We start from the raw sequence: 24,699 nt of genomic DNA on the forward strand, positions 1-24,699 counted from the left end.
CAAGCTTTGACGGCCTTAATGGAGCGCCATGAAGCATTACGCACCTCATTTATTTCGGCGGATGGGGCGCCGCAACTTGAAATTCAAATGTCGGCTCCGCCGCTTTATTGGCGGGAGCTTACGCCGGCGGCAGACCAAATTGATGCAGAAATTGCAGCGGAAATTGCGCGGCCATTTGATCTGCAGGAAGCTCCCCTGCTTCGCGCCTGCTTGATCAGGAACCAAGATGGTCAAGACCTTCTTTTGGTGACCATGCACCACATCATTTCTGATGGCTGGTCGATGGATATCTTTGCGCGTGAGTTTTCCGAACTTTACGCGACGTTCAAGCGCGGGGGCGCCAACATGCTTGCGCCGCTGGATTTGCAATATAGCGACTTTGTTGCGTGGCAGCGGGAAAATTTGACTGCGGAAAAACGTGCTGAGCAGGCAGATTATTGGGCGAAACAATTGGTCAATGCGCTATCGCTTTTGCCTCTACCAACCGATCATCAGCGGCCGGCGGTGCAAGATTTTAAAGGTGATAGCGTTGCGGTGAAGATTGAAGGCGAATTGCTGACGCAATTGCGCGCCTTCGCCCAGCAGAACGCCACCACTGTGTTTAGCGTTGCCCTTTCGGCATGGAGTTACATGCTGGCCAAGCTTTCTGGTGAAAAAGATGTGGTGACCGGCGTACCGACCGCCAACCGCAAGCCGAAAGAAGTTGAAGACATTATTGGCTTTTTCGTCAACACGCTCGCATTGCGTTTGGACCAAACTGAAATTGCCACGCCGGCGGCGTTGATTAAGCTCGCTTCCGAAACCTTGCAAGAAGCCCAGCAGCATGCGGATATTCCGTTTAATCATGTTGTGGAACGGTTGAACCCTGCACGCTCGCGGAGCTATAGCCCAATTTTCCAAAACATGCTGGCTTGGGAAAATGCGCGCGGTGCATCTGGCGAAACGCGCCCTTCAGACTTTGAGCCCATGCCGCTGCAACTCGATAATGCGAAGTTCGATTTGCTGTTGGAAGCAACTGAGTTTGATGACTCCATCGCGGGCAGTCTGCAGTTTGCCACCAGTTTGTTTTCCCGCCAAACAATCGAGAAATATGCGCAATATTTCGAGCATATTTTGGCGGCGTTTGTGCAGCAACCAAACGCTGAGCTGGCCAAGATAGGACTTGCGCCCAAGGAACGTGCGCAAGCTGACCTTGAAAGATGGCTGCAACCTGTTGCTGATTATGATGAGGCGTTGCGCACATTGCCGCGTTTCAAAGCAGTTTGTGCGGCGCACGCCAACGAATTGGCCGTTGAGAAAGATGGTCGTCAGCTGAGTTTTGACGAATTGGAACATTGTGTCAATCGTTTGGCCCATGATCTGCTTGAGGCAGGCTACAGCTTTGATCAGCCAGTGGGGATTTGGGCAGATCGGTCGATTGAAACCATCATCTCCATTTTCGCCATATTGAAAGCTGGCGGCGCGATTATGCCGCTCGATCCGTCGCATCCGCGTGATCGCCTTGATTTTATCTTGGGCCATGCGCAAGCGCAGCTGATCCTGTCATCTGACGCAAAAGCGACCAATGCTACGATTGACGCAAATGTTCAGGTCCATCAGGTCGATCTACAAGGTCTGCTGGATTCTAAAGCGCCTGCGGATTTTGAAGATGCGGTGCCCTATCCGTTAGACCCTGCCTATGTGCTTTATACCTCAGGCACCACGGGTACGCCAAAAGGCGTGGTGCAATCGCACCGCACGCTTGACAATGTGATCAATTGGCAGTTTACGGATGGGACTACGCCAAGACGCGTGCTGCAATTTGCGTCGCTGACATTCGACGTGTCGATGCAGGAGATTTTCACGTCGTTGTGCGCCGGGTCCTCCCTGGTGCTGATTTCGCAAGACAACGCGAAAGATGTTGCGAATTTGGCTGGTTTTATCGCCGCGCAGAAAATTGACAGGGCGTTTTTGCCTGTTGCGGTGCTGCATATTATTGCCGAGACATGTGGCGATTTAGATGAGTTTGGCGGGTGTGAATTTATCACTGCTGGTGAGGCGCTGAAGATCACAGATGCGGTGCGCCAGAACCTGCCAAAGCTCGGCAAATATGCGCTGAACAATCATTACGGCCCAACGGAAACCCATGTGGTGACCCACCACCGGCTGCCATTGGACAGCATCAAAGATTGGCCGCATGTTTCGCCCATCGGGAAACCGATCGCCAACACCAATCTTTATATTTTGGACGAGGCCCAAAATCCTGTGCCAGATGGTGTTGTGGGCGAACTCTATTTGGGCGGCAATAATGTGGCGCTGGGTTATCTCAACCGTCCTGACCTTACGGCCGAACGTTTTCTGGACGATCCATTTTCCCCGCGCGAAGGCGCGAAAATGTTTAAAAGCGGCGACTTGGTGCGGCGCGATGAATATGGCGTGATTCACTATTTGGGGCGCGCTGATGATCAGGTGAAAATACGCGGTTTCCGTGTGGAACCAGGGGAAATTGAAACTGCGCTGCGTGCGCACCCCAATGTGCGAGATTGCGTGGTCCTGGCGCGCCCACGGCCCAACGGCCCCTTGGCGCTTGTGGCTTACTTCACAGGTGCTATTTCCGTAGAGAAATTGCGGACGCTGGCGAAAGACAAATTGCCTGAATATATGGTGCCAACTGCATGGCAACACCTTCGCAACATGCCGCTAAATTCGAGCGGTAAAATTGACCGCAAGGCGCTGCCCGCGCCGAATTGGCAAAAGGCGACCGCCGACAAAGCTCCATTGCGGACAGAAATCGAAAAAGCGCTCGGCGAAATTTGGTCGACTGTACTGGGCGTGGATGAAATTGGCGCGAATGATGATTTCTTCGCTTTGGGTGGCCATTCATTGTTGGCGGCCAAACTTGCCTTCCGGATCAATCAGCATTTCGAGATTGATCTGAAGCTATCTGATTTGATGGGTCATTCTGTGCTTGGGGATTTGGCTGCGCATATTGATCGGCAAGCGAACAAAGGCACCGTTTCGACGCAGATTACGCTAACGCCAGATCCAAAAAATCGTTACGCACCCTTCCCGCTGGGCGATATTCAGCAGGCTTATCTTGTTGGCCGTAATGATGAATTTGATTTGGGTGGCGTTGGCGCTCACTCCTACAATGAATTGCGTATTCGGAACTTCGATGTCGAACGGTTTGAAGCCGCTTTGAACAAGGTGATCGCCCGCCATGATATGTTGCGTGCTATTTTCACCGATGATGGGCAGCAGCAGGTTTTGGCAGATGTTCCAGCCTATAAGATTGCTATTCACGACATTTCTGATCGGGGATCAGAGGTGCAAGAGCACGCGTTGAACGCGAACCGCAACCGCTTGTCGCATCAGGTTTTCGATGCGGGACAATGGCCGTTATTTGGGTTTGAAGTGACGCAGCTTGGTGACCGACTTAGTCACCTTCATATGAGCCTTGATGCGCTTATTCTTGATGCGGCCAGCACGTCGATTTTCCTTTATGAACTAAACCGTTTTTATGCTGATCCGGGATTGGATTTGCCTGAAATTGGCGTCAGCTTCCGTGATTATGTGTTGGCAGAGCAGGAGTTCCGCAAAGGCGCGAGCTATCGCGCGGATTTAGATTATTGGCTGTCACACTATGACGATATGCCAGCGGGGCCGCAATTGCCGTTGGTGCGCACGCCAGAAAGCTTGAAAGCGCCGGAATTTGTGCGCCGCGAAAAGGTGATCTCGCGGGACGAATGGTTGGCGCTCAAGCAGGTGGCCAATGAACAGCAGGTAACGCCCTCAGGCTTGCTTCTTGCTGCTTTCTGCCTGACCCTTAATCGCTATGCGCAAAGTGGTGAGTTCAGCCTGTCGCTGCCGCTGTTTAACCGCCTTCCTGTGCACCCTGAGATTGACCGTGTGATTGGCGATTTCACGTCTGTGCTGCTTTATCGCCAGCGTGCGGAGAAAGACCAGCAATTTGCGGCATTCGCGCAAAATATTCAGCAGGATTTATGGCGGGATATGGACCATGCCAAAATTTCTGGCATTGAAATTATGCGCGAATTGGGTCGCAAATTCGGGGTGCAACCGAGCGGTTTGCCGGTTGTGTTCAACTCCACACTGACCGAAATGGTTGATGGCGCAAATGCAGAAGCCGAAGTGAAGGCTTGGGATGCGGAGAATGTGCATACTATTACGCAGACGCCGCAGGTTTGGCTGGACCATACCATTATGGAAGAACAGGGCGAGCTGATCTTCAATTGGGATAGTATCGACGCGCTGTTTCCGGATGGGTTGATGGATGCGATGTTTGCTGACTATTGCCAGCTTTTGGACGTACTTAGCGATGGTGCGCAATGGCAGGCGAGAACCGATGAATTGTTTGATCAGAAGCTGCTTGATCAAGCAGCACCCCTCGCCGACCTCACTACGTTAAATGGATTGTTTGAGCGGCAAGCCGCCATAACGCCGGATAATGTGGCCGTGATTGCCCATGATCGAACGCTGACTTATGGCGAAGTGCTTCAGGAAGCGCAGGCGCTTGCGGCGCGGTTGCAGGATCAGGGCTGCGCGCCTGGCGATATTGTTGGCATTTTCCTCGAGCCGAGTTGGCAGCAAACTGTTGCTGCACTGGGTATTTTGATGGCGGGTGGCGTATATTTGCCGCTGGATCGCAACTTACCTGAGGCGCGGCTAGAGAAGATTTTGGCCAAAACCAACAGTCGGGTTGTGCTGGTGGAAGACGGTTTTGCAGAGCCAGATGTTTTGCCGCCTCATGTTGAGGCTGTCATTGTGGACGCAGGCGCGGACGGACGTAAACCTGCGCCAGTTGAACGCAACATGGATGATTTGGCCTATATCATTTTCACCTCTGGTTCGACAGGCGAACCAAAAGGCGTGATGATTGATCACGGTGGGGCGTGCAACACTATTTACGACATCAATGAGCGGATCGGCTTGCACCAAGAAGATCGTATTTTGGGCGTTTCAGCGCTTAATTTCGATCTTTCCGTCTATGATATTTTCGGGGCTTTGAGCACAGGTGCTGCCCTTGTGGTGCCGGAGGCTGACAAGAGCCGCGATCCGCAACATTGGCTTGAGTTGATCAATGCGCATGATGTGAGCGTGTGGAACTCTGTGCCTGCCTTGCTCGGCCTTTTGGCAGATCACGCCAACGCAATGTCTGCACCCTATTCTTTGCGCGTGGCCATGATGTCTGGCGATTGGATACCGCTTGATTTGCCGGACAAGGTGCGGACGCAAAGCCCTGAGACGCAGATTTGGAGTTTGGGTGGCGCAACGGAAGCGTCGATCTGGTCGATTTGCTATCCAATTGAGACAGTTGATCCAAGCTGGAAGAGTATTCCATACGGCAAGGCGCTAAAGGGACAAAGCTTCCATGTGCTTGATGATCAGTTGAATGCCCGTCCTACATGGGTGGTAGGCGAGCTGTATATTGGTGGCCGTGGGGTTGCCCTTGGCTATTATGGCGATCAGGAACGCACAGACGCGGCATTTGTTGAGCATCCTAAAACGGGCGAGCGGCTCTATCGCACCGGGGATTTGGGGCGCATGTTGCCTGACGGCAATATCGAATTTATGGGCCGTGCCGACACGCAAGTGAAAGTGCAAGGCTATCGCATCGAGCTTGGCGAAATTGAAGCTGCGCTCGATAAACATGCTGCTGTGGATGCGGCCGCCGTGCGGATTTGGGGCAAAACCATGGAGGAGAAGCGCCTCGCCGCCTATGTGGTGACGTCAGACAGTGAATTGACTGAGGATGCTCTGCGGGATCATTTGGCGCAATTGCTGCCTGCCTATGAAATTCCATCAAGCATCAGCTTTATTGATCAAATGCCGCTTTCGGCCAATGGGAAAGTTGACCGGAAGAAATTGCCCAAACCTGAAATGAAGACGCAGGCCAGCATTGCTATAGAATTGGGGCCGGACGAGCAGAAAATTGTGGCCATTGTTGAAAAGGCGTTGAAGCAAAGTGCAATCGCCATAGATGCAAATTTGTTGGCTCTGGGGGCAACATCGCTCGACATTGTTCGGATCAGCAATGCGCTGTCGGCGGAGATGGGTTTTCGGCCCAAGCTTGCCCGATTTATGCGGGCGCCGACAGTGACCACGCTTTTTGATATTTGGCAGGAAACACGCCCTGTTGAAGATCCTAAGCCTGAGCACACAGAGGCTGCGCCGCGCATTATTGAAGATAAAGCAGAGCGTGAAGCCTTTAAGGCTGCGGAAAAAGGACGTCGCAAATTTGATCCGGAGGCTAAGCGGGTGCCGTTGGATATCGAGCCAGAAGAGCGTGATGTGTTTGAGGCAAACCGCTCAGTGCGCGAGTTTTCAGATGCGCCAGTGGACAAGCGTGCATTTTCAATGCTGCTGGCCGCCATTATGCAAAACCCTGCTGAAGGGCGTCCGCGCTTTCAATATGCCTCTGCGGGCGGGCTCTATCCTGTGCAGACCTATCTTTATGTGAAGCCTGAACGTGTGATTGGCATACCTGGCGGCTGTTACTATGTTGATCCGAAAGATCGCTCTTTGGTGGCCACGGGAAGCGGCAAAGCGCTTTCGGCGGATGCTTATGACTATTTTGTCAATCGACCGACTTTTGAAGGCGGCGCATTTGCCCTGTTCTTCGTGGCGGATGATGCGGCTATTCGACCGCTTTATGGCGATCAGGGCCGTGATATGTCGCTGATTGAAGCTGGTTTGGTTGCCCAACATTTGACGCACCGCGCGGGCGAAATTGGCCTTGGCCTATGTGGCATTGGCGAGATGATCAATGAAGCTTTGTGCGATTTGTTCGATCTTGGGCCACACCATCATCTTATTTATTCCATGATCGGCGGCATCCCCGCCACCGCGCCTGCGCACGATGATCCATCCGAAGAGGTGGAGGAGTTTGAAATATGAGTGCTATTCGCCTTCTCAATGAACTCGAAAGCTTGGGTGTGACCCTTCTTGTGCAAGATGGAAATCTGAAAGTGAAAGCGGCGAAGGGTGCAATTTCACCAGAGCTTTTGCAGCAAATGAAGCAGCACAAACCCGCTTTGCTGTCTCTATTGCGATTGCGCCAAGGCCGGGATTATCCGCAATCGTTCAACCAGGCACAATTATGGTTTTTGGATCGGTTGGAGCCGAAAAACCCGCGTTATAACAATCCGCTCGCCTTTCGGATAAAGGGTGCATTGGATCAGGATGCCATGGGCAAGGCTTTTGATCTTATCGTTCAACGGCACAGTATTTTGCGCACAGTCTTTTTTGATCTTCAGGGTGAGCCGCGCCAGCGAGTTTTGCTGGAAAATGATCGCGCCCTAGTTGTTATTGACCTGCAATCGGAGCCCGAAAAACTGGACGAAATCGTGCGCACAGAGGCGCAAACGGGTTTTGATCTGGAACAGGAAACGGCCATTCGCGCACAGCTTATAAAGCTGGGTGCGGACGGTCATGTCTTGCTGCTGAATGTGCATCATATATGCGCCGATGGCTGGTCTATTGGCATTTTAGTGGACGAAATTTTCAAGGCATATGAGGGGTTTGCCGCCAGCGAGATGCCCGAGTTTACACCGCTTCCGCTGCAATATGCAGAGTTTGCGGAAACGCAACGCAATAAATTATCGTCCGATGAAATGCAGCGGCAAGTTGATTATTGGCGGGCGGAACTGAGCGATGCGCCTGATTTGTTGGACTTGCCGACGGATCGACCCCGCCCAGCCGAACAATCAATGAATGGGGCCCATTTCCGCAATCTGATCGATGGTCCTTTATTCCAGGAAATTGACAATCTTTGCCAAAAGCTTCGCGTAACACCGTTTGCGATTTTCCTGGCGGTGCATGCCTTGGTGATGGGGCGTTTTAGCGGGCAAAGCGATATTTGCACCGGCACGCCACTGGCCGGACGCGACCAGCAAGAGCTGGAAGGGCTTATTGGCCATTTTATCAATACAGTCGTTATTCGTGCGCAATTTGACGATCAGATGCAACTTGCTGATTTGGTTGCCCAAATGAACGACAAGGTGTTGGGCGCGATGGACCATCAGGATATTGCGTTTGAAAAAGTGGTTGAGGCAGTCAATCCAAAGCGCTCGGCCAGCTATTCACCGCTGTTTCAAACCATGCTGATTTTTCAAAATATGCCTGTGGGTGAGCAAGCCAATGGTGTGTTGGACATTTCGCCGATGGAGACAGACAGCGCCACGGCAAAATATGACATCACCATCGAACTGTTTGAAAATCAGGATAATTTCCAGCTTGGCTTTGAATATAATAGCGACCTGTTTGATCAAAGCACGATTGAAAGCATGGCGCATGCGTTCACCCATGCCTTAAAGGCTGTGAGTTCAAGGCCGACCATTTCGGTAGGCGATATTGCGTTGATTGATCTTGATGCGTATCGCGCGCAACTGCATGACACATCAGCGCTCGATGATGAACTTACCAGCATCCCTGCCCGTTTTTCCGAAGTTGTGACACAATTTCCGCAATCGCGTGCCGTTACGGATGCAAAGCAGCACCTTGATTTTGCTGAATTAGATGGGAAAGCGAACCAAGTCGCGCAGTTGCTTTCGTCGAAATCTATCCAAAAGGGAGACGTTGTCGCGCTCAGTGCAGAGGCTGGCTGTAATTATGTTGTCGCACTACTTGGCGTTCTCAAAGCAGGGGCAACTGCGCTGCCGCTTGATCCGAGCTTGCCAAGCGAACGCAAGCAGCAAATTTTGGCGGATGCACAAGCGAAACTGGTGTTTGCTTCGGGTGAAACTGCATTTGACGCTCCTGAAATTGTCGATTTGGAACAGTTACTGGCCGAATTAGATGCATTTGCTGCAACGTCTCCTGCTGTTGAAATTGAAGCATCTGACAATGCGATTTTGATTTTCACCTCCGGCTCGACCGGCACCCCAAAGGGTACATATGTCACTCATAAGGGGTTGGTTAATCTGGCGACTTGGACTGAAAGTGTATTTCCGCTCGGTGCGCAGGAAAGTGTTTTACAAAAGAGCGCTATTGGGTTTGACGCCAGTTTGTGGGAATTTTTCTGGCCCCTTCTTTCAGGTCATGAGTTGGTGTTGGCACAGGGGGATGCGCGGAAAAACCCCGCCCACCTGCATGAGCTTGTGAATGCGCACCAGATCGCGGCCATTCAGTTTGTACCAGCAACACTGCAATTGTTTTTGGATGCGCTGCCGGAGCAAGGCAGCCACAGCCTGAAATATGTTTTTTGCGGTGGAGGCGCGCTGACAACAGATTTAGCGCGTTTGGTGACTGAGAAGCTACCCCAGGTTCAGTTGATCAATGTTTACGGCGTGAGCGAATGTGCAGTGGATTCTGCCTATCACATCTTTGATCCGGATCGAGATGACCATTTGCATGTGCCAATTGGCAAAGTGATTTCACGTACCAGCATTTGCTTGCTGGATGAGAAAGGCCTGCCTGTGCCACGTGGCGCTATTGGCGAAATCTGCATTGCTGGTGCTGGGGTTGGCAATGGCTATCATCAGCGGGATGAACTCACGTCTAAGACTTTTATTGATCATCCGTATCTACCGCAGACCAAGCTATATCGCACTGGCGATTTGGGCGTAGAGAACAGAAACGGCGAACTTCGCTTTATTGGCCGCAAGGATTTTCAGCTCAAAATCAATGGCTTCCGCATAGAGCCTGGTGAAATTGAAGCCGGATTGCGGCGTTGTGGCTGCGCCCTTGCAGCTGTTATTGGCTGGCGAGACCAGCTGGTGGCATTTGTGCAAGGGGGCGATGAGCCTGACAATTTGCAAGCGGCGCTAAAGCAGTTTCTGCCCACCTATATGGTGCCGTCGATGATCATTCACCTTGACCAGTTGCCGCTAAATGCCAGCGGGAAGATTGATCGCAAGGCCCTGCCCGACCCGGCTGACTTTATGGCAAGCAACGCGGTGAACCAAGCCAGCCCGCGCGATGACACCGAGATGAAGCTTTATCGCATTTGGAAGAATATTTTGCTGCATCCGACCATTGGCATTCGCGATAATTTCTTTGCCATTGGCGGTAGCTCCATTTCCGCGATCAAAATGGTGCACCAGATCAAGGAAAGTTTTGGCGTGCAGTTGGCGCTGAAGAGCATCATCACCAGCCCGACCATTGAAGAGTTAGGCGCAATGCTGCGTGGCGATGCGGCGGAGCGGCAGGATGAAGATCATTTAATCACCCTGCAACCGGGCGATGGGTCGACCAATGTGGTGTGCGTGCACCCCGCGGGCGGCACGGCATTTTGCTATCTGTCTCTGGCCAAAACTCTAGACGAAAATATCGGCGTTTATGGCCTGCAATCTATGGGTTTGAACGCCAATGAAGTGGCCTGCACGTCCGTTGAGGATATGGCGGCGCATTATCTCCCTTTAATCGAGCCCTTGATGGATCGACCGATGGTGATCACCGGGCTGTCCTTCGGCGGTTTGGTCGCGCACGAGATGGGTCGCTTGCTGAGCGCCCGGGGCAAGCAAGACATTTCGGTGGTGTTGCTTGATACCCAAGGCACCCATGACGTTGAAGCGCGCCGAATGATTGATGTGGTGGATTTACCCGAATTCCGCGACAAGTTGGTGCGATTTAACGGCACCTATCCTGGCATTGATGACGCTCAGATCGAGCGTTACTTCAATGTCTATAATCAAAACCGCTTGGCCGTGCGTGATTATGAAGTTCCGGTGAGCGGTGCGCGGATGGCATTTATCCAAGCGCGCAGTGATCTGCCCCGCCCATTTTTGCATGAAACACGCGCCTATTGGCGCAGCCGCACTGACGGCGAATTTTCTGTGAAATTGGTGCGAGGAGATCATTGGGAAATGCTGGAAAGTGACGAGCTCAAGATCGTGAAAAATGTGATGTTGAAAGAGTTGGATGCCATCGCCCCGGCATCTGAACTGGAGGTGGCTAATGGATAAACTCAACTCACTTGCTGAGCGTTTTTGCAAGATCGTCAAAAACTTTCCTGACCACATTGCCGTGGAGGATGGATCGACCAAACTAACTTATCGAGCGCTCGATAAGCTAAGCGATCAGTTTGCCCATGGGCTCGGCGTCAAGAAGATTGAAGTTGGCGCAATTGTAGGGCTGATGTTGCCTCGGTCTTGGGAGCAAATTGTCGCCATCTTGGGCATTGTTAAAGCTGGTGCTGTGGCCGCGCCGCTAGACCGCCAAAGCCCCAAAAGTCGCATCAAGGAGATGGCAGAAGATATCGGCTGCGCCCTCATTCTGGCCCGCGACAAATCAACGAAGATTGGCGGGCAGCGCTGTGCTGTTTTTTCAAGCATTTTAGATGCGGGCAAGAAGAGTAAATTCAAAGCTCATGAGCGTTCAAAAGAAGCGCTTAGCTTTGTGTTTTTCACGTCAGGTTCGACCGGCAAGCCGAAAGCTGTTTTGGTGCCGGAACGCGGTGTTCTGCGGCTGGGCATGCAAGGCTATATTCCCTTGGATGAAAATGTGCGTGTGGGACACATCTCTAATCCATCATTTGATGCGATAAATTTTGATATTTGGGCGCCTTTACTGAACGGTGGGACTTGCGTTGTTTTCCCTGACGGCGCGTTTGATGATTTCGGCACTTTTTCAGCGCAACTCGCCGCCCAAAAAATCGACACCATGTTTATGACAGTAGCGCTGTTTAACGCGATTGTTGGCGAGCAGGAGCACTGCTTTGCGAACCTATCGTCCTTGTTGATTGGCGGCGAGCAAATCAACACGCAAACGGTTCTGAAATGGTATAAAACCAACTCGAAAAGCGATTGCACAATTTACAATGTGTATGGCCCCACCGAGTGCGCGACGTTCTCGCTGAACTATCCTATTCCTCGCAATGAAAAAGCCGCAAATGCGCCGATTGGGCGGCCACTTCCGGGCACGAAACTCGCCATTGTCGATGCTGATTTACATATGTTAGAGGACGGCCAAAAAGGTGAGTTGCTTATTTCAGGTGACGCGGTGGCGCTCGGCTATCATGAGCGGCAGGAGCTGAATGATCAGGCCTTTGTGAAGCTGAACGGCAAGTTGCATTATCGCACCGGTGACCTGGTCCAACGCAACGCTGACGGCACGATCAGCTATGTCGGGCGCATTGGGCGACAGGTTAAGATTCGCGGTTTTCGAGTGGAACCGGGCGAAATAGAGACCATTTTGAACCGCCACCACGCGATTGAAAATGCGCATGTATTGGCGGCAAAATCCACTTCTGGCACGCTTGAACTGCATGCTTTTGTGGTGCCTGCTGATGAAGTTACCATTGAGAGCCTTTACGCCTATCTGCAGGAGCATTTGCCTACATACATGGCGCCGCATCATTTTTATCGCCTGACGCATTTGCCAACTAATGCCAATGGTAAGATCGATCAAGATGCGTTGTTGGATGGCAGCCATCCGCGTTGGCAACGGGCAAGTTCTGCCGTGGACCTCACGCCTGAGGTCAAGGCGCTGCGCGACATCGCCGATGTTGTGTTGGAACAGCCAGATTTGGATGACACAATTACGTTTTTGAACGCGGGTGGCGATAGCCTGTCGGCATTGCGATTCAAGCATCAAGTTGCGCGTGAACTCAATCTCTCACTTTCGATTGCAGACATTTTATCGCTACCGTTGAAGGATTTGCATGACAAATCCACTCCCATCGAGGATGCTTCACTGGTATTCAGACAGCCTCAAAACGGCACAAGCCCAGCGACAAGTGAGCAAAAACGGCTTTGGCTGGATGCGCAGCGCTATCCCGACTCACGGGCATATTCTGTGCCGCTGGTGTTTAAAATTGCAGGTCCAGTTGATGCAGAAAAACTAGAACACGCTTTCAATTCTCTTTTTAGACACCATGCTTCATTTCGCACGGCATATCGTGAGGTTGACGGTGAATTGATGCAGGTGGTGCTTGAGGAAAGCGCTTGCACGTTTGAATCGTTTCGGGCTGGGAAATATAAAGCGAAGGATTGGGAAGGCTTTGCCAAAGAACTATTTGGGCAAAATTTCGATTTGAGTGAGCCTTCGCTTTGCCGTGCCTGTTGGTTGCCATTTAATGGGCATGAAGGCGTTTTGCTGATCAATGCGCATCACATCCTATTGGACGGTTGGTCACTCGACTTGATGTTGCAGCAGCTTTCCTTCCTGTATAGCGGCGAATTGCTGCCAGAAGATGCTGGCCCTGAAATGGGGCAATTTGCATTCTGGCAGCGTGAGCACTATTCGACCGGCGCATATTTGGCCAAGCGCAAAGCGCTTTGTGATCTGTGGCTCGACGATGACAGCTCGTATGCTCCACTGCCCGCACAATGTGCATCCGATGACCAGGCGGCGTTTGTTACGCGAAAGTCTTTCGGGTCTAAGGCTGGGCAGATTGTGCGGCGTTGCGCTGCAACCTACAATGTGACCCCTTTTAACCTATATTTAGCGGCCTTCTCGCTGGCCTACGCCCATATCACCGGCCAACAGACGTTTAAGTTGGCAACGCCAGTAAGCAACCGATCAAATCCAACTTTTGCCAATACGATCGGCATGATGGCCAACACCATGTTGCTGCCCGTTCATCTGGCGCCCGAACAGTCATTGCGTGACGTATTTGGAGCAAATTGGGCAAGTTGGGCGGAATTGTTGCAGTTTGATGATGTTGCCTTTGAGCATTTCATTGAAGATATAGCAGAAGCTGGCCGCGCTGACGCAGGCCGATTTGATGCGATGTTTGTGTTGGAAAACACGGATTATGACCAACTTCAGCTGGCCCAGTGCAGAACACGCTTTGAAACACCCTCTCATGTGGATGGCAAGGCGCCGATCACGGCCTTTGTTTTGGAAACCGCTGATGGGCCAGAGCTGATTGTTGAAGCTCAGTCGCGGTATTTTACGCAGGACGATATTGATCGACTTTGCGACAGCTTTGCCAAAGCGCTTTACGGGTTGGCCGAATTAGACGCGCCGATAGAGCAATTTACACTGCCGCTCATTGATGAACTGTCTGCACCGAACACAGACGTTACGCCAAAAACTGTTGCTGAAATGTTGCGAGAACAAGCGGCGCTGACGCCTTCTACAATTGCCGTTGTGGATGGGTATCACTGGCTGAGCTATCGCGCCCTCATCCAGCATTCATGGAAATTGATTGATGAGCTGAACGCTCAACTAGGCGATCGTAAAGCTGGCGATGTGATCGGTGTTTATATTCAACCGTCGCGTGAACATATCGTTTCATTGATCGCGTTGGCGCAAATGAACATTACCATTTTGCCACTCGATCCCAGCTATCCGGACGATATGCTGCAACGCATTGTTGAGAAAGCAAAGCCGACGCTCATTCTCACCCATCCCAAAGCTGAACCCCGCAGTTTTGCCGGTGTGGACGTCTATGAAGTCAACCTCAACCAGCCTTCGCAAAACAAACCCGCCTCACATGAGGGCAAAAACCCGCTTTATCTGCTTTACACATCTGGTTCGACAGGCGAACCGAAGGGTGTTTATGTGCCCGATGATGCATTATGCAATCTGCTTCAATGGCAAAAGCGGGAAGGCACATTGGCGAAAGCTGCTATCACTCAGCAATTCTCCAAACTGTCATTCGATGTAAGTTTTCAAGAGATTTTCACTACGCTCACAACGGGTGGCACCTTCCACATCATCGAACCTGAATTGAGGCAAGATCCAGCGATCTTGTTGGAAGAAATGCGCGACAATCGCATTGAACGCATTTTCCTGCCCTTTGTTGCCCTGAAGCTTTTGGCTGAAACCGCGCTTCGCGCCGGGATCATTTTGCCTTATCTGAAAGAAGTCGTTTCAGCAGGAGAAGAGCTGGTGAGTACGCCGGCGCTGAAAACCTGGTTCAAGAAATTGCCGCAAGCCCGGCTGATCAATCATTATGGGCCGAGCGAAACCCATGTGGTGAGTGCCTATAATCTGCCCGAAGATGTGGATCAATGGCCCGACAGCGCACCAATTGGACGTCCGATTTCCAATGTTTCTTTCCGCATTACAAATGCCCAAGACAGCGAAGACGGGTCTGGTGAGCTACTGGTTTCTGGTGATTTTGTACGCCCCTGTTATGTCGATGACGAGGACAACCAAAAAGCATTTGAAACAGATTTAGACGGTCGTGTATGGTACAAAACGGGAGATCGCGTTGCGGTGACCCGCAATTATCATTTTGCTTATCGTGGCCGTTTGGACAATCAAATCAAATTGTCCGGACATCGCATTGAACTGCAGCAGATTGAGGCAGTGCTAAACCGTATATCGGGTATCGCCCTGGCCATCGTTGTTCAAATATCTGACAATGAACTGACCTGCTTTTACGAGCCAAATGGTACATTACCTGCACTGAACAAGGTGAACGCGCATCTATCTCGCCACCTGCCGGATTATGTGCGGATAAATAGCTTGGTGCCGATGGATAGCTGGCCCAAAACACCCAGTGGGAAAATAGACCGCAAAAAACTGAAGCTGCAAAAAGCTTCCATCGAGCAACTTGGGGCAAACGACGCGAGGGAAACGTGGTCGAACCAGACAGAGCAACAGCTTGCTGATCTCTTTCGCGACATTATTCATCGTGAAATTCGACCGGAGCAAAGCTTCTTTGATGCGGGGGCGACAAGTTTAGACCTCATTCGCTATCGGGATGCCTGCCAATCAGCATTAGGCATTAGCCTGCCGGTTGCATTGCTTTTCCAGTATAGCAGCATTGAAAAGCTGGCACGGCATTTGGGACCGCAACAGGAAGCGCAAAGCGCACCGGAACCCAAGCAACGCACCAACCATGAGAAAATGGCAATTGTTGGCATATCGATTAGTGTTGCGGGCGCGGAAAACTATGAATCGTTCACCGATTTGGTGGTGAATAATCGCACCGGTATTGAACGATTTAATGCGGAGAACGGCAAGGTTGGTGCCCGCAGTCAGCTCAAAAATATGATGGGTTTTGATCCTGCTTATTTTGGCATTTCCAAACCCGAAGCCAAGCTGATGGATCCGCAGCAGCGTCACCTGCTTATGGGGGCAGTGCATTGTTTGCAGGACGCGGGTGTAAATCCCCAACGAGTGCAGGAACGCATCGGCGTGATGGCAAGTGCAGGTGAAAACACATATTTTCAAGATGCATTGCGCGGTGAGTATGCTGCGGACTTGCCTGATAGTTTTCAAATGGCCCTGCACCACGACAAGGACTTTTTAGGCTCAAAAATCGCCTATCGCTTGGGGCTAACCGGTCCGGCAATTGCGGTGCAGGCAGCCTGCGGCAGTTCATTGATTGGTTTACACATGGCCGCAGGCATGTTGCGCAACAATGATGCGGACATGATGCTGGTGGGTGGCTGCCTAATCGATGCCACTTTGCAAGACGGCTATAGCTATCGACCGCAGCATATTTTCTCAAAAGACGGGTTTTGTCGACCGTTTGACCAAGATGCCTCGGGGACTATTGGGGCCAGCGGATATGGATTTGTTTTGCTCAAGCCTTTGTCAAAGGCGATTGCCGACGGGCATAAAATCTATGCCGTGCTTGAGGGTTCGGCGATCAATAATGATGGCCACGACAAAATGAGTTACACCGCACCTTCGGTGAAAGGACAAGCGTCCGTATTGAAGTTGGCGCTTATGGATGCAGGGCTGCAACCAGATGATGTGTCGTTGATTGAAGCCCACGGCACAGGCACGGCTTTGGGTGACCCGATTGAAATTGAGGCGCTGCGACAGGCGTATGGCCCGCGCAAAACCCAGCTCGCTGTGAGTTCATTGAAAAGCCAAATCGGCCATATGGGCGCTGCGGCGGGTTTGGTCGGGCTCATTCGGGCCATCGTTGCATTGCAAACGAAAAAGCTGCCGCCAAATCTAAACTTTAAACGATTGAACCCGGAGATCGACTTCGGTGACATGCCTTTGGTTTTCCCCGCGCGGAGTGAAGCCTGGAAAACTGATGTGCTAAAGCGCGCCGCAGTGAGCAGCTTTGGGATTGGGGGCACAAATGCCCATGCCATTATTGGTGAACCAGCCCCCTACCCAGAAATGACAAAAGATGTGCCACAAGCACTTTTGCTTTCAGCTCACAGCGCAACAAGTCTGCAGAAATGGGCGGCGCAGATTGCAGATTATTTAACTGCGCACCCCAACCGCCTCAATGACGCACTCCAATTCTTGCAATCTGGCACCCCGCATTTGCCTTATCGCACCGGGTTCCTGGTGACTGATGTCGCAAACGCCATTGAACAGTTGCGCGAAGTGACTGGCGGGAAGAAGGCGCACAGCCAAGCCCAAGTGTTTCTGCGTGATGACAATATGGAGGACGCGCTGACCGCTTGGCTTGACGGGGCAATGCTGGACATTGAACATGTCGTAGCGCCACGACCTGACGGCTTTCCACTTTATCCTTTTGACCTGCAACATTATGAGCTGTCGCGAAAGGCTGCGACATCGCCGGCAACAGGTTTTCAAGACATTGAACGCCTTAAGTCGGAACAATGGCTGCATGTACCTACATGGCAAAATTGCGGACGAGTTAGTCAAATTGGCACCCGCCGCGCGCTTGGCATTGTTTTGCATGCGGACGCTTTGACGCCAGAGGAAAAGCGGTGTTTTGAGCAGGCCTATCCAAAGGTCATTTTCGTAAAACATGGCGAAAAATTTGCGCAAACCGACACAAACGAATTCATTGCGTCTCTCTCGAGCGAAGATTTCTCCTGCATCGGTGCAAAGGCAAATGCGGACGCGCATTCACAAGTCGATATTATTCATTTCTCGCCAGCACAAATGGTACATGAGCTAACCACTCACAATCTGGACTTGGCCCAAACCTATTGTTTGGATGCCATACCACCTATTTTAGCTTTGGCCGACCAGCTTAATGGAACAGATCTACGGGTTATTTGTGTTTCCAAAGAAGGTTCAGACTTATCGGGGCAGATCAACGCGCCGCTTTCTGGGCTGCTGGCCGGTGCCCAAACTGTGCTTTCATCTGAGCGTGACTTAAAGAGCTGTTGGATTGATCTAGAAGCGAACGATCTAAACGGTTTCGCGCCTATCTTGATGGATGACGGCCTGACGCCTGGTCGATATGGCCTGCGCTATGGGTCGTTGTGGGCGAGGCAAAGGACTGCCGCACCTGCACCGATGCGGTCAGAACATCGCGGAACCGCGCAACAGACCTATTTGGTCATCGGAGCCAATGGCGGCATTGGGCGCAATATTTGTCGTGAGCTTTTGTCGGATGAAAATGTGCATTTGGAGATCACAACACGAAGCGGCGATGTGCCGGGTGACCTTTTAGAATTCGCCGATCGAATAAATGCGCATCAGCTCGACCTCACAGATATGGAAGCAACTTTGCCTCAACTCGATCAAAAAGAGATTGCAGGTGTTGTCTTTGCGGCAGGTGTGGCTTCAGGTGCGATGCTAACCCATCGTGATTCAGAGGAGATGCGCAGCTTAAACAGTGTGAAAATTCAAGGGCTTTTGAAACTTGAACGCTGGATTGAAACTCATCAGCCAAAGCGGGTGATCTATTGCTCCTCCATGAGTTCGGAATTTGGCGGCATTGGCCAGCTCGATTATGCTGCAACCAACGGATTGATGGATAGCTTTGCTTTTTGGGTTAATCCTCAATCGCCGCATACAATCCGAACCACCATCAATTGGGATATTTGGCGCGAAAGTGGCATGGCGATTTCGGCCCTGCATCACGATGTAACTCACCAACAGCATTTGGCCTTTGGGTTGAGTGACCAAGAGGGCAGAGACATTTTCAAGCGGTGTCTTAACACCACTCGCCCTCAAATCATGGTGTCAACTGTTGCGCTGGAGCACGCGAAACGCTTTTACTCACCCGCGTCGACAACAGAAAACAGAGCGACCGACGCCCATGATGATCCGGCAATATTTGTTGTTGAGGCGATTGCGCACCTTGTTGGTGCCGATCAGGTCGAGGCCTCGCAACGCTTGGATGAGTTGGGGCTCGACTCGCTCGCCACTCTTGATTTGATTGACGACATCAAATCAAAATTTGATGTTGCGCTGTCATTGTCGGATTTACCGCCCTCTTTACAGGTGTCGGCGTTGATCAACTTGATCAACGAAAAAAGCCATAAGCCAGACATCGCAGCCATATTGCAGACAATCCTGGCTGAACTGTTAGGCAGCGATGATTTTTCAGTGTCCAACTCATTTGGCGAACTGGGCTTGGACTCGTTGATGGCGCTCGATATGATTGACGAAATCAAGAAGCGTTTCGGCATTCAATTGCCCCTCTCCGCATTTCATGATGAGGCAACACTGAATGATGTTGTTCAATATGTCGTCGAGGATATTGAAAACCGACACGAGGCACCCGATGCCATGCAACAGGCAGTAACGGTAGATTGTTGGCAAAAGGGAAATGGCACCAAAAGCATCTGTTTTGTCCATCCTGTCGGCGGTGAAACAGCCTCCTATCGTGCAATTTTCCAAAGATTGCCCAAGTCCATTTCTGTGTTTGCCATATCTGATCCCAATTTGCGCCAAGAACCGGGCCAGAGCTTTGGCATTAAAAGCCGGGCAAAGGCCTATTTACAAGCACTTGATGAAAAAACCGGCGGCGAACGCAGTCAGTTAGAGCTTGTTGGTTGGTCGTTTGGCGGCTGGGTGGCACAAGAAATGTGTCGACTTGCGGAACAAGAAGAACATGCCATCGGCTATCTTACAATGATCGACCCGCCCGAACCCGATTGTGGCACCCAAGTCAGCGTTCACTCGAAAGAGGATATTCAAGAGGCATTTCTCTACGATTTGGCACCGCGCTTGAAGCATACGCACGACGATCGAGTTTCTTTGAAAAGCCAAATTGCGCCGGAACTGCAGGTGCATCTGGATAATCTTGTGCGCTGCTGCCAGCTGAATATGGCAGCCATGCGCGACCATTCGCCGGGCGAGCTTGAACAAACCAAGGTGCATCTATTCATCGCCAATGATGTCGCCGAAGGATTGCTGGTGAACCCAATTCAGCCAACAGAACACGTGCAAAAATGGAAGGAACGCTTGGCCAAAATAACGCACGGTGCCGTGCTGCAGGCAGATCATTATTCGATCATGCAATCACCGAATATCGAGCAGATCATAGATCAGTTCTTTTCAGATCAAAGCCAGCCCATTAGAGTGCCGAGCTGATAATGGGGGAAACGCGACCACTTCATCCAAAAGCAAGGCTTGCAGATTTGGTGGTGCGGCTGGTTCTGGGGAGGACATCAACCACAATGATCAGGAGAATTTTGGCAGGCATCGCCCTGGTGTTTTTTGTGGCCGCATCAGCGCAGGCGCAACACACATTGCGCGTGGCTTATGATGCGGATCCGGTTTCGCTTGATCCATATGAGCAGCTTTCTGGCGGCACATTGCAATTGTCCCACCTTATTTTCGATCCCTTGGTGCGTTGGACACAGGACCATCAGTTTGAGGCACGGTTAGCAGAAAGATGGGAATATTTGGATGATCGCACAATGCGGTTCTATTTGCGCAAAAATATTGTTTTTCATAGCGGCAATGAGCTTACCGCAAACGATGTGGAGTGGACCTTCAACCGCTTGAAAAAAAGCGGTGATTTCAAAGCTATTTTTGAACCGTTCAAATCCATAGAAGTGGTCAACGATCATGTGTTTGATGTGCGGATGGATCAACCCTACCCGCTTGTTCTTCATTCTATGACCTATCTGTTTCCCATGGACCGAGCGTTTTATTCAGGCAAAACCGCAGATGGCAAAGACAAAGCCGAGATTGTGAAACATGGCAATAGTTTCTCCTCCCGCAATGCGTCAGGCACCGGACCGTTTACTGTGACCGAGCGCGAACAAGGTGTGCGAAGTGTTTTTGCGCGATTTGATGATTATTGGGACGATGCCAGCATGGGGAATGCGGGCAATGTTGACCAAATCATTTTGACACCCATCAAAGAGGATTCCACGCGCCTTGCCGCCCTGCTCTCAGGCGCAGTGGACTTTATTGCCCCAGTGGCACCTTCCAACCTGCAAAATGTTGCGGAACACCCCGAAACGAAGCTGATCACGATGCCGGGCACGCGCGCGATCACGTTCCAACTCAATATGGGCCGTGTGCCTGCATTCAGAAATGTAAGAGTTCGGCAGGCTGTTGATTATGCCATTAACAATGCGGGGATTGTTGATCGAATTATGCACGGTTTTGCGACGGTGAGCGCGCAGATGAGTCCGGCAGGCTATCCCGGCCATATCGAGGAATTGGTACCGCGATTTGACGTTGAAAAAGCTAAGCAACTTATGGCTGATGCCGGTTATGCCGATGGATTGGACGTCACCATGCTGGCGCCGCACAACCGCTATGTGAATGATGAACGTATTGCCCAAGCTGTGGCGCTGATGCTGAGCAAAATCAATATAAATGTTGACCTGCAAACCATCCCCAAAGCGCAATATTGGACCCAATATGATGCGCGGGCCGCAGATATGATGATGATTGGCTGGCATTCTGACACTGAGGACAGCGCCAATTTCCATCAATTTCTTACGGCATGTCCGAACGAGGAAACCGGGCAAGGCCGATATAACTCGTCTGGCTATTGCAATCCCTATGCTGACGAGCTGATGCGGCGCGCTAATTCCGAGATGGATAAAGACGAACGCACCAAGTTGCTGCGGCAGCTGGAACAGATCTTGTTCGATGATGCAGCTTTTGTCCCGCTACATTGGCAAAATTTGGCTTGGGGCGTGCGCGAGGGCATTTTGGCTGAGGATATCGTGAATGCACAAAATGCTCCCTATTTTGGCGACCTTGTGATGGAGCCAAACTAATGCCAACTCCTAATTTTCAACATATCGCGCGACGGCGCCAAAGCATTTCAAACTAGTATGATTATCTATTTAGCAAAACGTTTTTTCCAGGCGATATTGGTGCTGGTGGTCATTTCACTGATCGGATTCGCCGTGCAAGATAGTCTGTCGCCGCAACAGGCCGTTGGTGCGATCCAAACGGCGCAAAATATTGAAGAAACGGGTTTTGCCGAGAGATATTTCCACTTTTTGTCCGGCGTAGTGCAAGGCGATTTAGGCACCAGCTATTTTTTCAAAGAGCCCGCGCTCGAGGTGATTTTAAAAAAGATGCCTGCCACGCTTGAGTTGATGTTCGCCGCCGCCCTAATTGTTGCGGCACTGTCGGTGCCATTTGGGGTTTTCACCGCTCTTTATCCAAACCATATGTTGAGCCGGTTTATATTGAGCGCCTCAATTTTGGGGCTTTCAATTCCGGTTTTCGTGACGGGGATTTTGCTTATTTATCTTTTCTCAGTCGAATGGAGTGTGCTGCCCTCGTTCGGACGTGGCCAGATTGTCCCTATTGTTGGATATTGGGAGACCAACTTCGCCTCACTTGATGGGCTTAAGCACATCATCTTGCCGGCACTGGCGTTGGCGTCAATCATGTTGCCGTTGTTCATACGTCTTATCCGCGCTGAAATGCGTCAGGTCCTCAAAAGCGAATATGTAAAATATGCGCGCGCCCGTGGCCTTTCGCCTTTCCGCATTTATTTTGTACATGCACTTAAAAACACACTTTTGCCTGTGGTCACGGTGGGTGGCATTCAAATTGGCACCCTTGTGGCTTACACGATTTTAGCGGAGACCATTTTCCAATGGCCAGGTATGGGGTTCATGTTTCTTGAGGCGGTCAATCGCGGAGATGCGCCTCTGATTGTGGCTTATTTGATGGTCGTGGGTGCAATCTTCGTCGTGATCAATACCCTTGTTGATGTGCTTTACGGCCTGATAAACCCAACAATAGATATGGCGAGGATGGGCGCGTGAGCGATCAGAATATGCCGGCCTATGCCAGAGTGTTCACAAGCAATTTGTCGCTCAATTTGCGGCACAACCCCGTCGCGTTTATCTCACTTGCCATTTTCCTCTTGCTGTTTTTGCTCGCCCTCTTCGCGCCGCTTATTGCGCCATACAATCCGTTTGATACGACGCAAATTGATATTTTAGACAGTGAACTGCCTCCGTTTTGGGCCGAGCAATCGGACCCTTCCTTTTTGTTTGGCACAGATGGTCAAGGGCGCGACATGTGGTCGATTATGCTTTATGGGCTGCGCCTCTCTCTAATGATTGGCATTGGTGCGGTGGTGGTGCAAACGCTGCTCGGGGTAAGCATTGGCTTGATCAGCGGCTATGTGGGCGGTCGGTTGGATAGTTTGCTGATGCGATTGGCCGACATTCAATTGTCTTTTTCGACCTTGATGGTCGCCATCGTGTTTTTGGCGGTGACCCAAGTTGTGGGTGGTCGTGCCTTTTTTGCTCAATATGCCCCTGTGTTGCTGATCACCATCATCGGCCTGGCGGAATGGCCGCAATATGCGCGCACGGTGCGCGCCACAGTGCTGGCGGAGAAACAAAAGGAATATGTGGATGCCGCACGCATCATGGGGTTTGGCCCTCTGCGGATCATGGTGCGCCACATTTTGCCGAACTCGCTATCATCAATTTTCGTTATCTCTACAATTCAAATCGCCAATGCGATTATTGCGGAAGCATCTCTCAGCTTCTTGGGCTTGGGGATGCCGATCGCCTATCCGTCACTTGGCTCTTTGATCTCAAGCGGCTTTGATTATCTTTTCTCGGGCAGTTGGTGGATCACAACCTTGCCGGCCGCGCTGCTCGTGGTACTGATACTTGTTGTGAACCTTTTGGGTGATTGGCTTCGCGATACAATCGGTCCCCGCATTCTGCAGGGAGCTCGCTAATGGCGCTTTTATCTGTTCAAGACTTGAGTGTGAAGTTTGGAGGCGAGTTTGGCGCTGTCTCTGCGGTCAAAAATGTTTCTTTTGACCTTCATCGCGGGGAGCGGCTGGGCATCGTCGGAGAATCTGGAGCGGGCAAATCAATTACCGGCTTCGCTTTGATGAACTTACTGAGCGCTCCCGGCTTTATCAATCGTGGCAAGGTTTTGTTTGATGGCAAAGACATTGTGCGCATGAGCGAGCGCCAATTGCGCAAGGTGCGTGGCAACCGCATGGCCATGATTTTTCAAGATCCATTAGTGACGCTCAATCCAGTTTTGACCATTGGTCAGCAAATGATTGAAACACTTCTGGCTCATCGACGTTTGCGACGTGATGAGGCCGAGTTCATCGCCATTCAGAAATTGCGCGAAGTCTATATATCGTCGCCCGAAATGCGCATGTCGCAATATCCGCATGAGCTTTCGGGTGGGATGCGTCAACGCGTGATCATAGCCATTGCGCTATTGCTTGATCCTGATTTGATCATTGCCGACGAACCCACGACCGCACTCGACGTGACCACGCAGGCCGACATTCTGGAACTATTGCTGCATTTGTGCATGTCGAACAATGTTAGCCTTATCCTCATTACACATGATCTCGGGGTTGTTTGTCAGCTTACAGAACGCATTATGGTTATGTATGCGGGGGAAGTTGTTGAAACCGGCAAAACCCGCGAAGTGATCAACGACCCGCAACATCCCTACACACAGGGATTAATCTCAGCACTGCCGCAACAGACTTTGCCGGGTCATACGCTCAAATCGATTAAGGGTTATATGCCGTCGCTTTTGTCGATGCCTTCGGGGTGTCCGTTCCATCCGCGTTGCGCGTACGCCCTTGATGAATGCCGGGAGCACCGCCCCAAACTTGTGCATTATCGCGATGCATCGGTGGCTTGCCATGAGGTCAATCGTCTGCATCAAGAAACCTTAGCGGAATGAGGACATCACAAT

At 51.3% G+C, this 24,699-nt stretch carries 7 protein-coding genes (1 of these 7 only partly in view); all 7 read left to right on the forward strand.

Translation table 11 applies throughout. The features are described from left to right. On the forward strand, positions 1–6,897 hold the 3' portion of the coding sequence (locus G549_RS20260; protein ID WP_051213783.1) for a non-ribosomal peptide synthetase. The gene continues 3,330 nt to the left of window position 1, outside the view; the window shows 6,897 of its 10,227 coding nt (coding positions 3,331–10,227); its start codon lies off the left edge, out of view; it ends in the stop codon at positions 6,895–6,897. Continuing rightward, positions 6,894–10,904 carry a non-ribosomal peptide synthetase gene (locus tag G549_RS0112860; protein ID WP_027835366.1) on the forward strand — a complete coding sequence of 1,337 codons (4,011 nt, stop codon included), beginning with the start codon at positions 6,894–6,896 and terminating at the stop codon, positions 10,902–10,904. The genes G549_RS20260 and G549_RS0112860 overlap by 4 nt, the downstream gene beginning before the upstream one ends. Next, positions 10,897–20,109, forward strand: a complete 9,213-nt coding sequence (locus G549_RS0112865; protein WP_027835367.1) for a non-ribosomal peptide synthetase — start codon at positions 10,897–10,899, stop codon at positions 20,107–20,109. Before G549_RS0112860 ends, G549_RS0112865 begins: the two co-directional genes overlap by 8 nt. Before the next feature lie 86 nt (positions 20,110–20,195). Further along, positions 20,196–21,761, forward strand: a complete 1,566-nt coding sequence (locus G549_RS0112870) for an ABC transporter substrate-binding protein (protein ID WP_036222819.1) — start codon at positions 20,196–20,198, stop codon at positions 21,759–21,761. 57 nt (positions 21,762–21,818) lie between these two features. Continuing rightward, a complete protein-coding gene (locus G549_RS0112875; RefSeq protein ID WP_027835369.1) occupies positions 21,819–22,769 on the forward strand; it encodes an ABC transporter permease in 951 nt (316 codons plus the stop codon). Beyond that, positions 22,766–23,704, forward strand: a complete 939-nt coding sequence (locus tag G549_RS0112880; RefSeq protein ID WP_210162429.1) for an ABC transporter permease — start codon at positions 22,766–22,768, stop codon at positions 23,702–23,704. Before G549_RS0112875 ends, G549_RS0112880 begins: the two co-directional genes overlap by 4 nt. Continuing rightward, positions 23,704–24,687, forward strand: coding sequence for an ABC transporter ATP-binding protein (locus tag G549_RS0112885; protein WP_027835371.1), 984 nt, complete (start codon positions 23,704–23,706; stop codon positions 24,685–24,687). The genes G549_RS0112880 and G549_RS0112885 overlap by 1 nt, the downstream gene beginning before the upstream one ends. Positions 24,688–24,699 lie beyond the last annotated feature (12 nt).

The sequence above is a fragment of the Maritalea myrionectae DSM 19524 genome, assembly GCF_000423365.1.
Lineage (GTDB): Bacteria > Pseudomonadota > Alphaproteobacteria > Rhizobiales > Devosiaceae > Maritalea > Maritalea myrionectae.

What these genes read in the sequence shown, in the direction of transcription:
- G549_RS0112860 (WP_027835366.1), top strand. Translation starts at nt 6,894, where the DNA reads ATGAGTGCTATTCGCCTTCTCAATGAACTCGAAAGCTTGGGTGTGACC.
- G549_RS0112865 (WP_027835367.1), top strand. Translation starts at nt 10,897, where the DNA reads ATGGATAAACTCAACTCACTTGCTGAGCGTTTTTGCAAGATCGTCAAA.
- G549_RS0112870 (WP_036222819.1), top strand. Translation starts at nt 20,196, where the DNA reads ATGATCAGGAGAATTTTGGCAGGCATCGCCCTGGTGTTTTTTGTGGCC.
- G549_RS0112875 (WP_027835369.1), top strand. Translation starts at nt 21,819, where the DNA reads ATGATTATCTATTTAGCAAAACGTTTTTTCCAGGCGATATTGGTGCTG.
- G549_RS0112885 (WP_027835371.1), top strand. Translation starts at nt 23,704, where the DNA reads ATGGCGCTTTTATCTGTTCAAGACTTGAGTGTGAAGTTTGGAGGCGAG.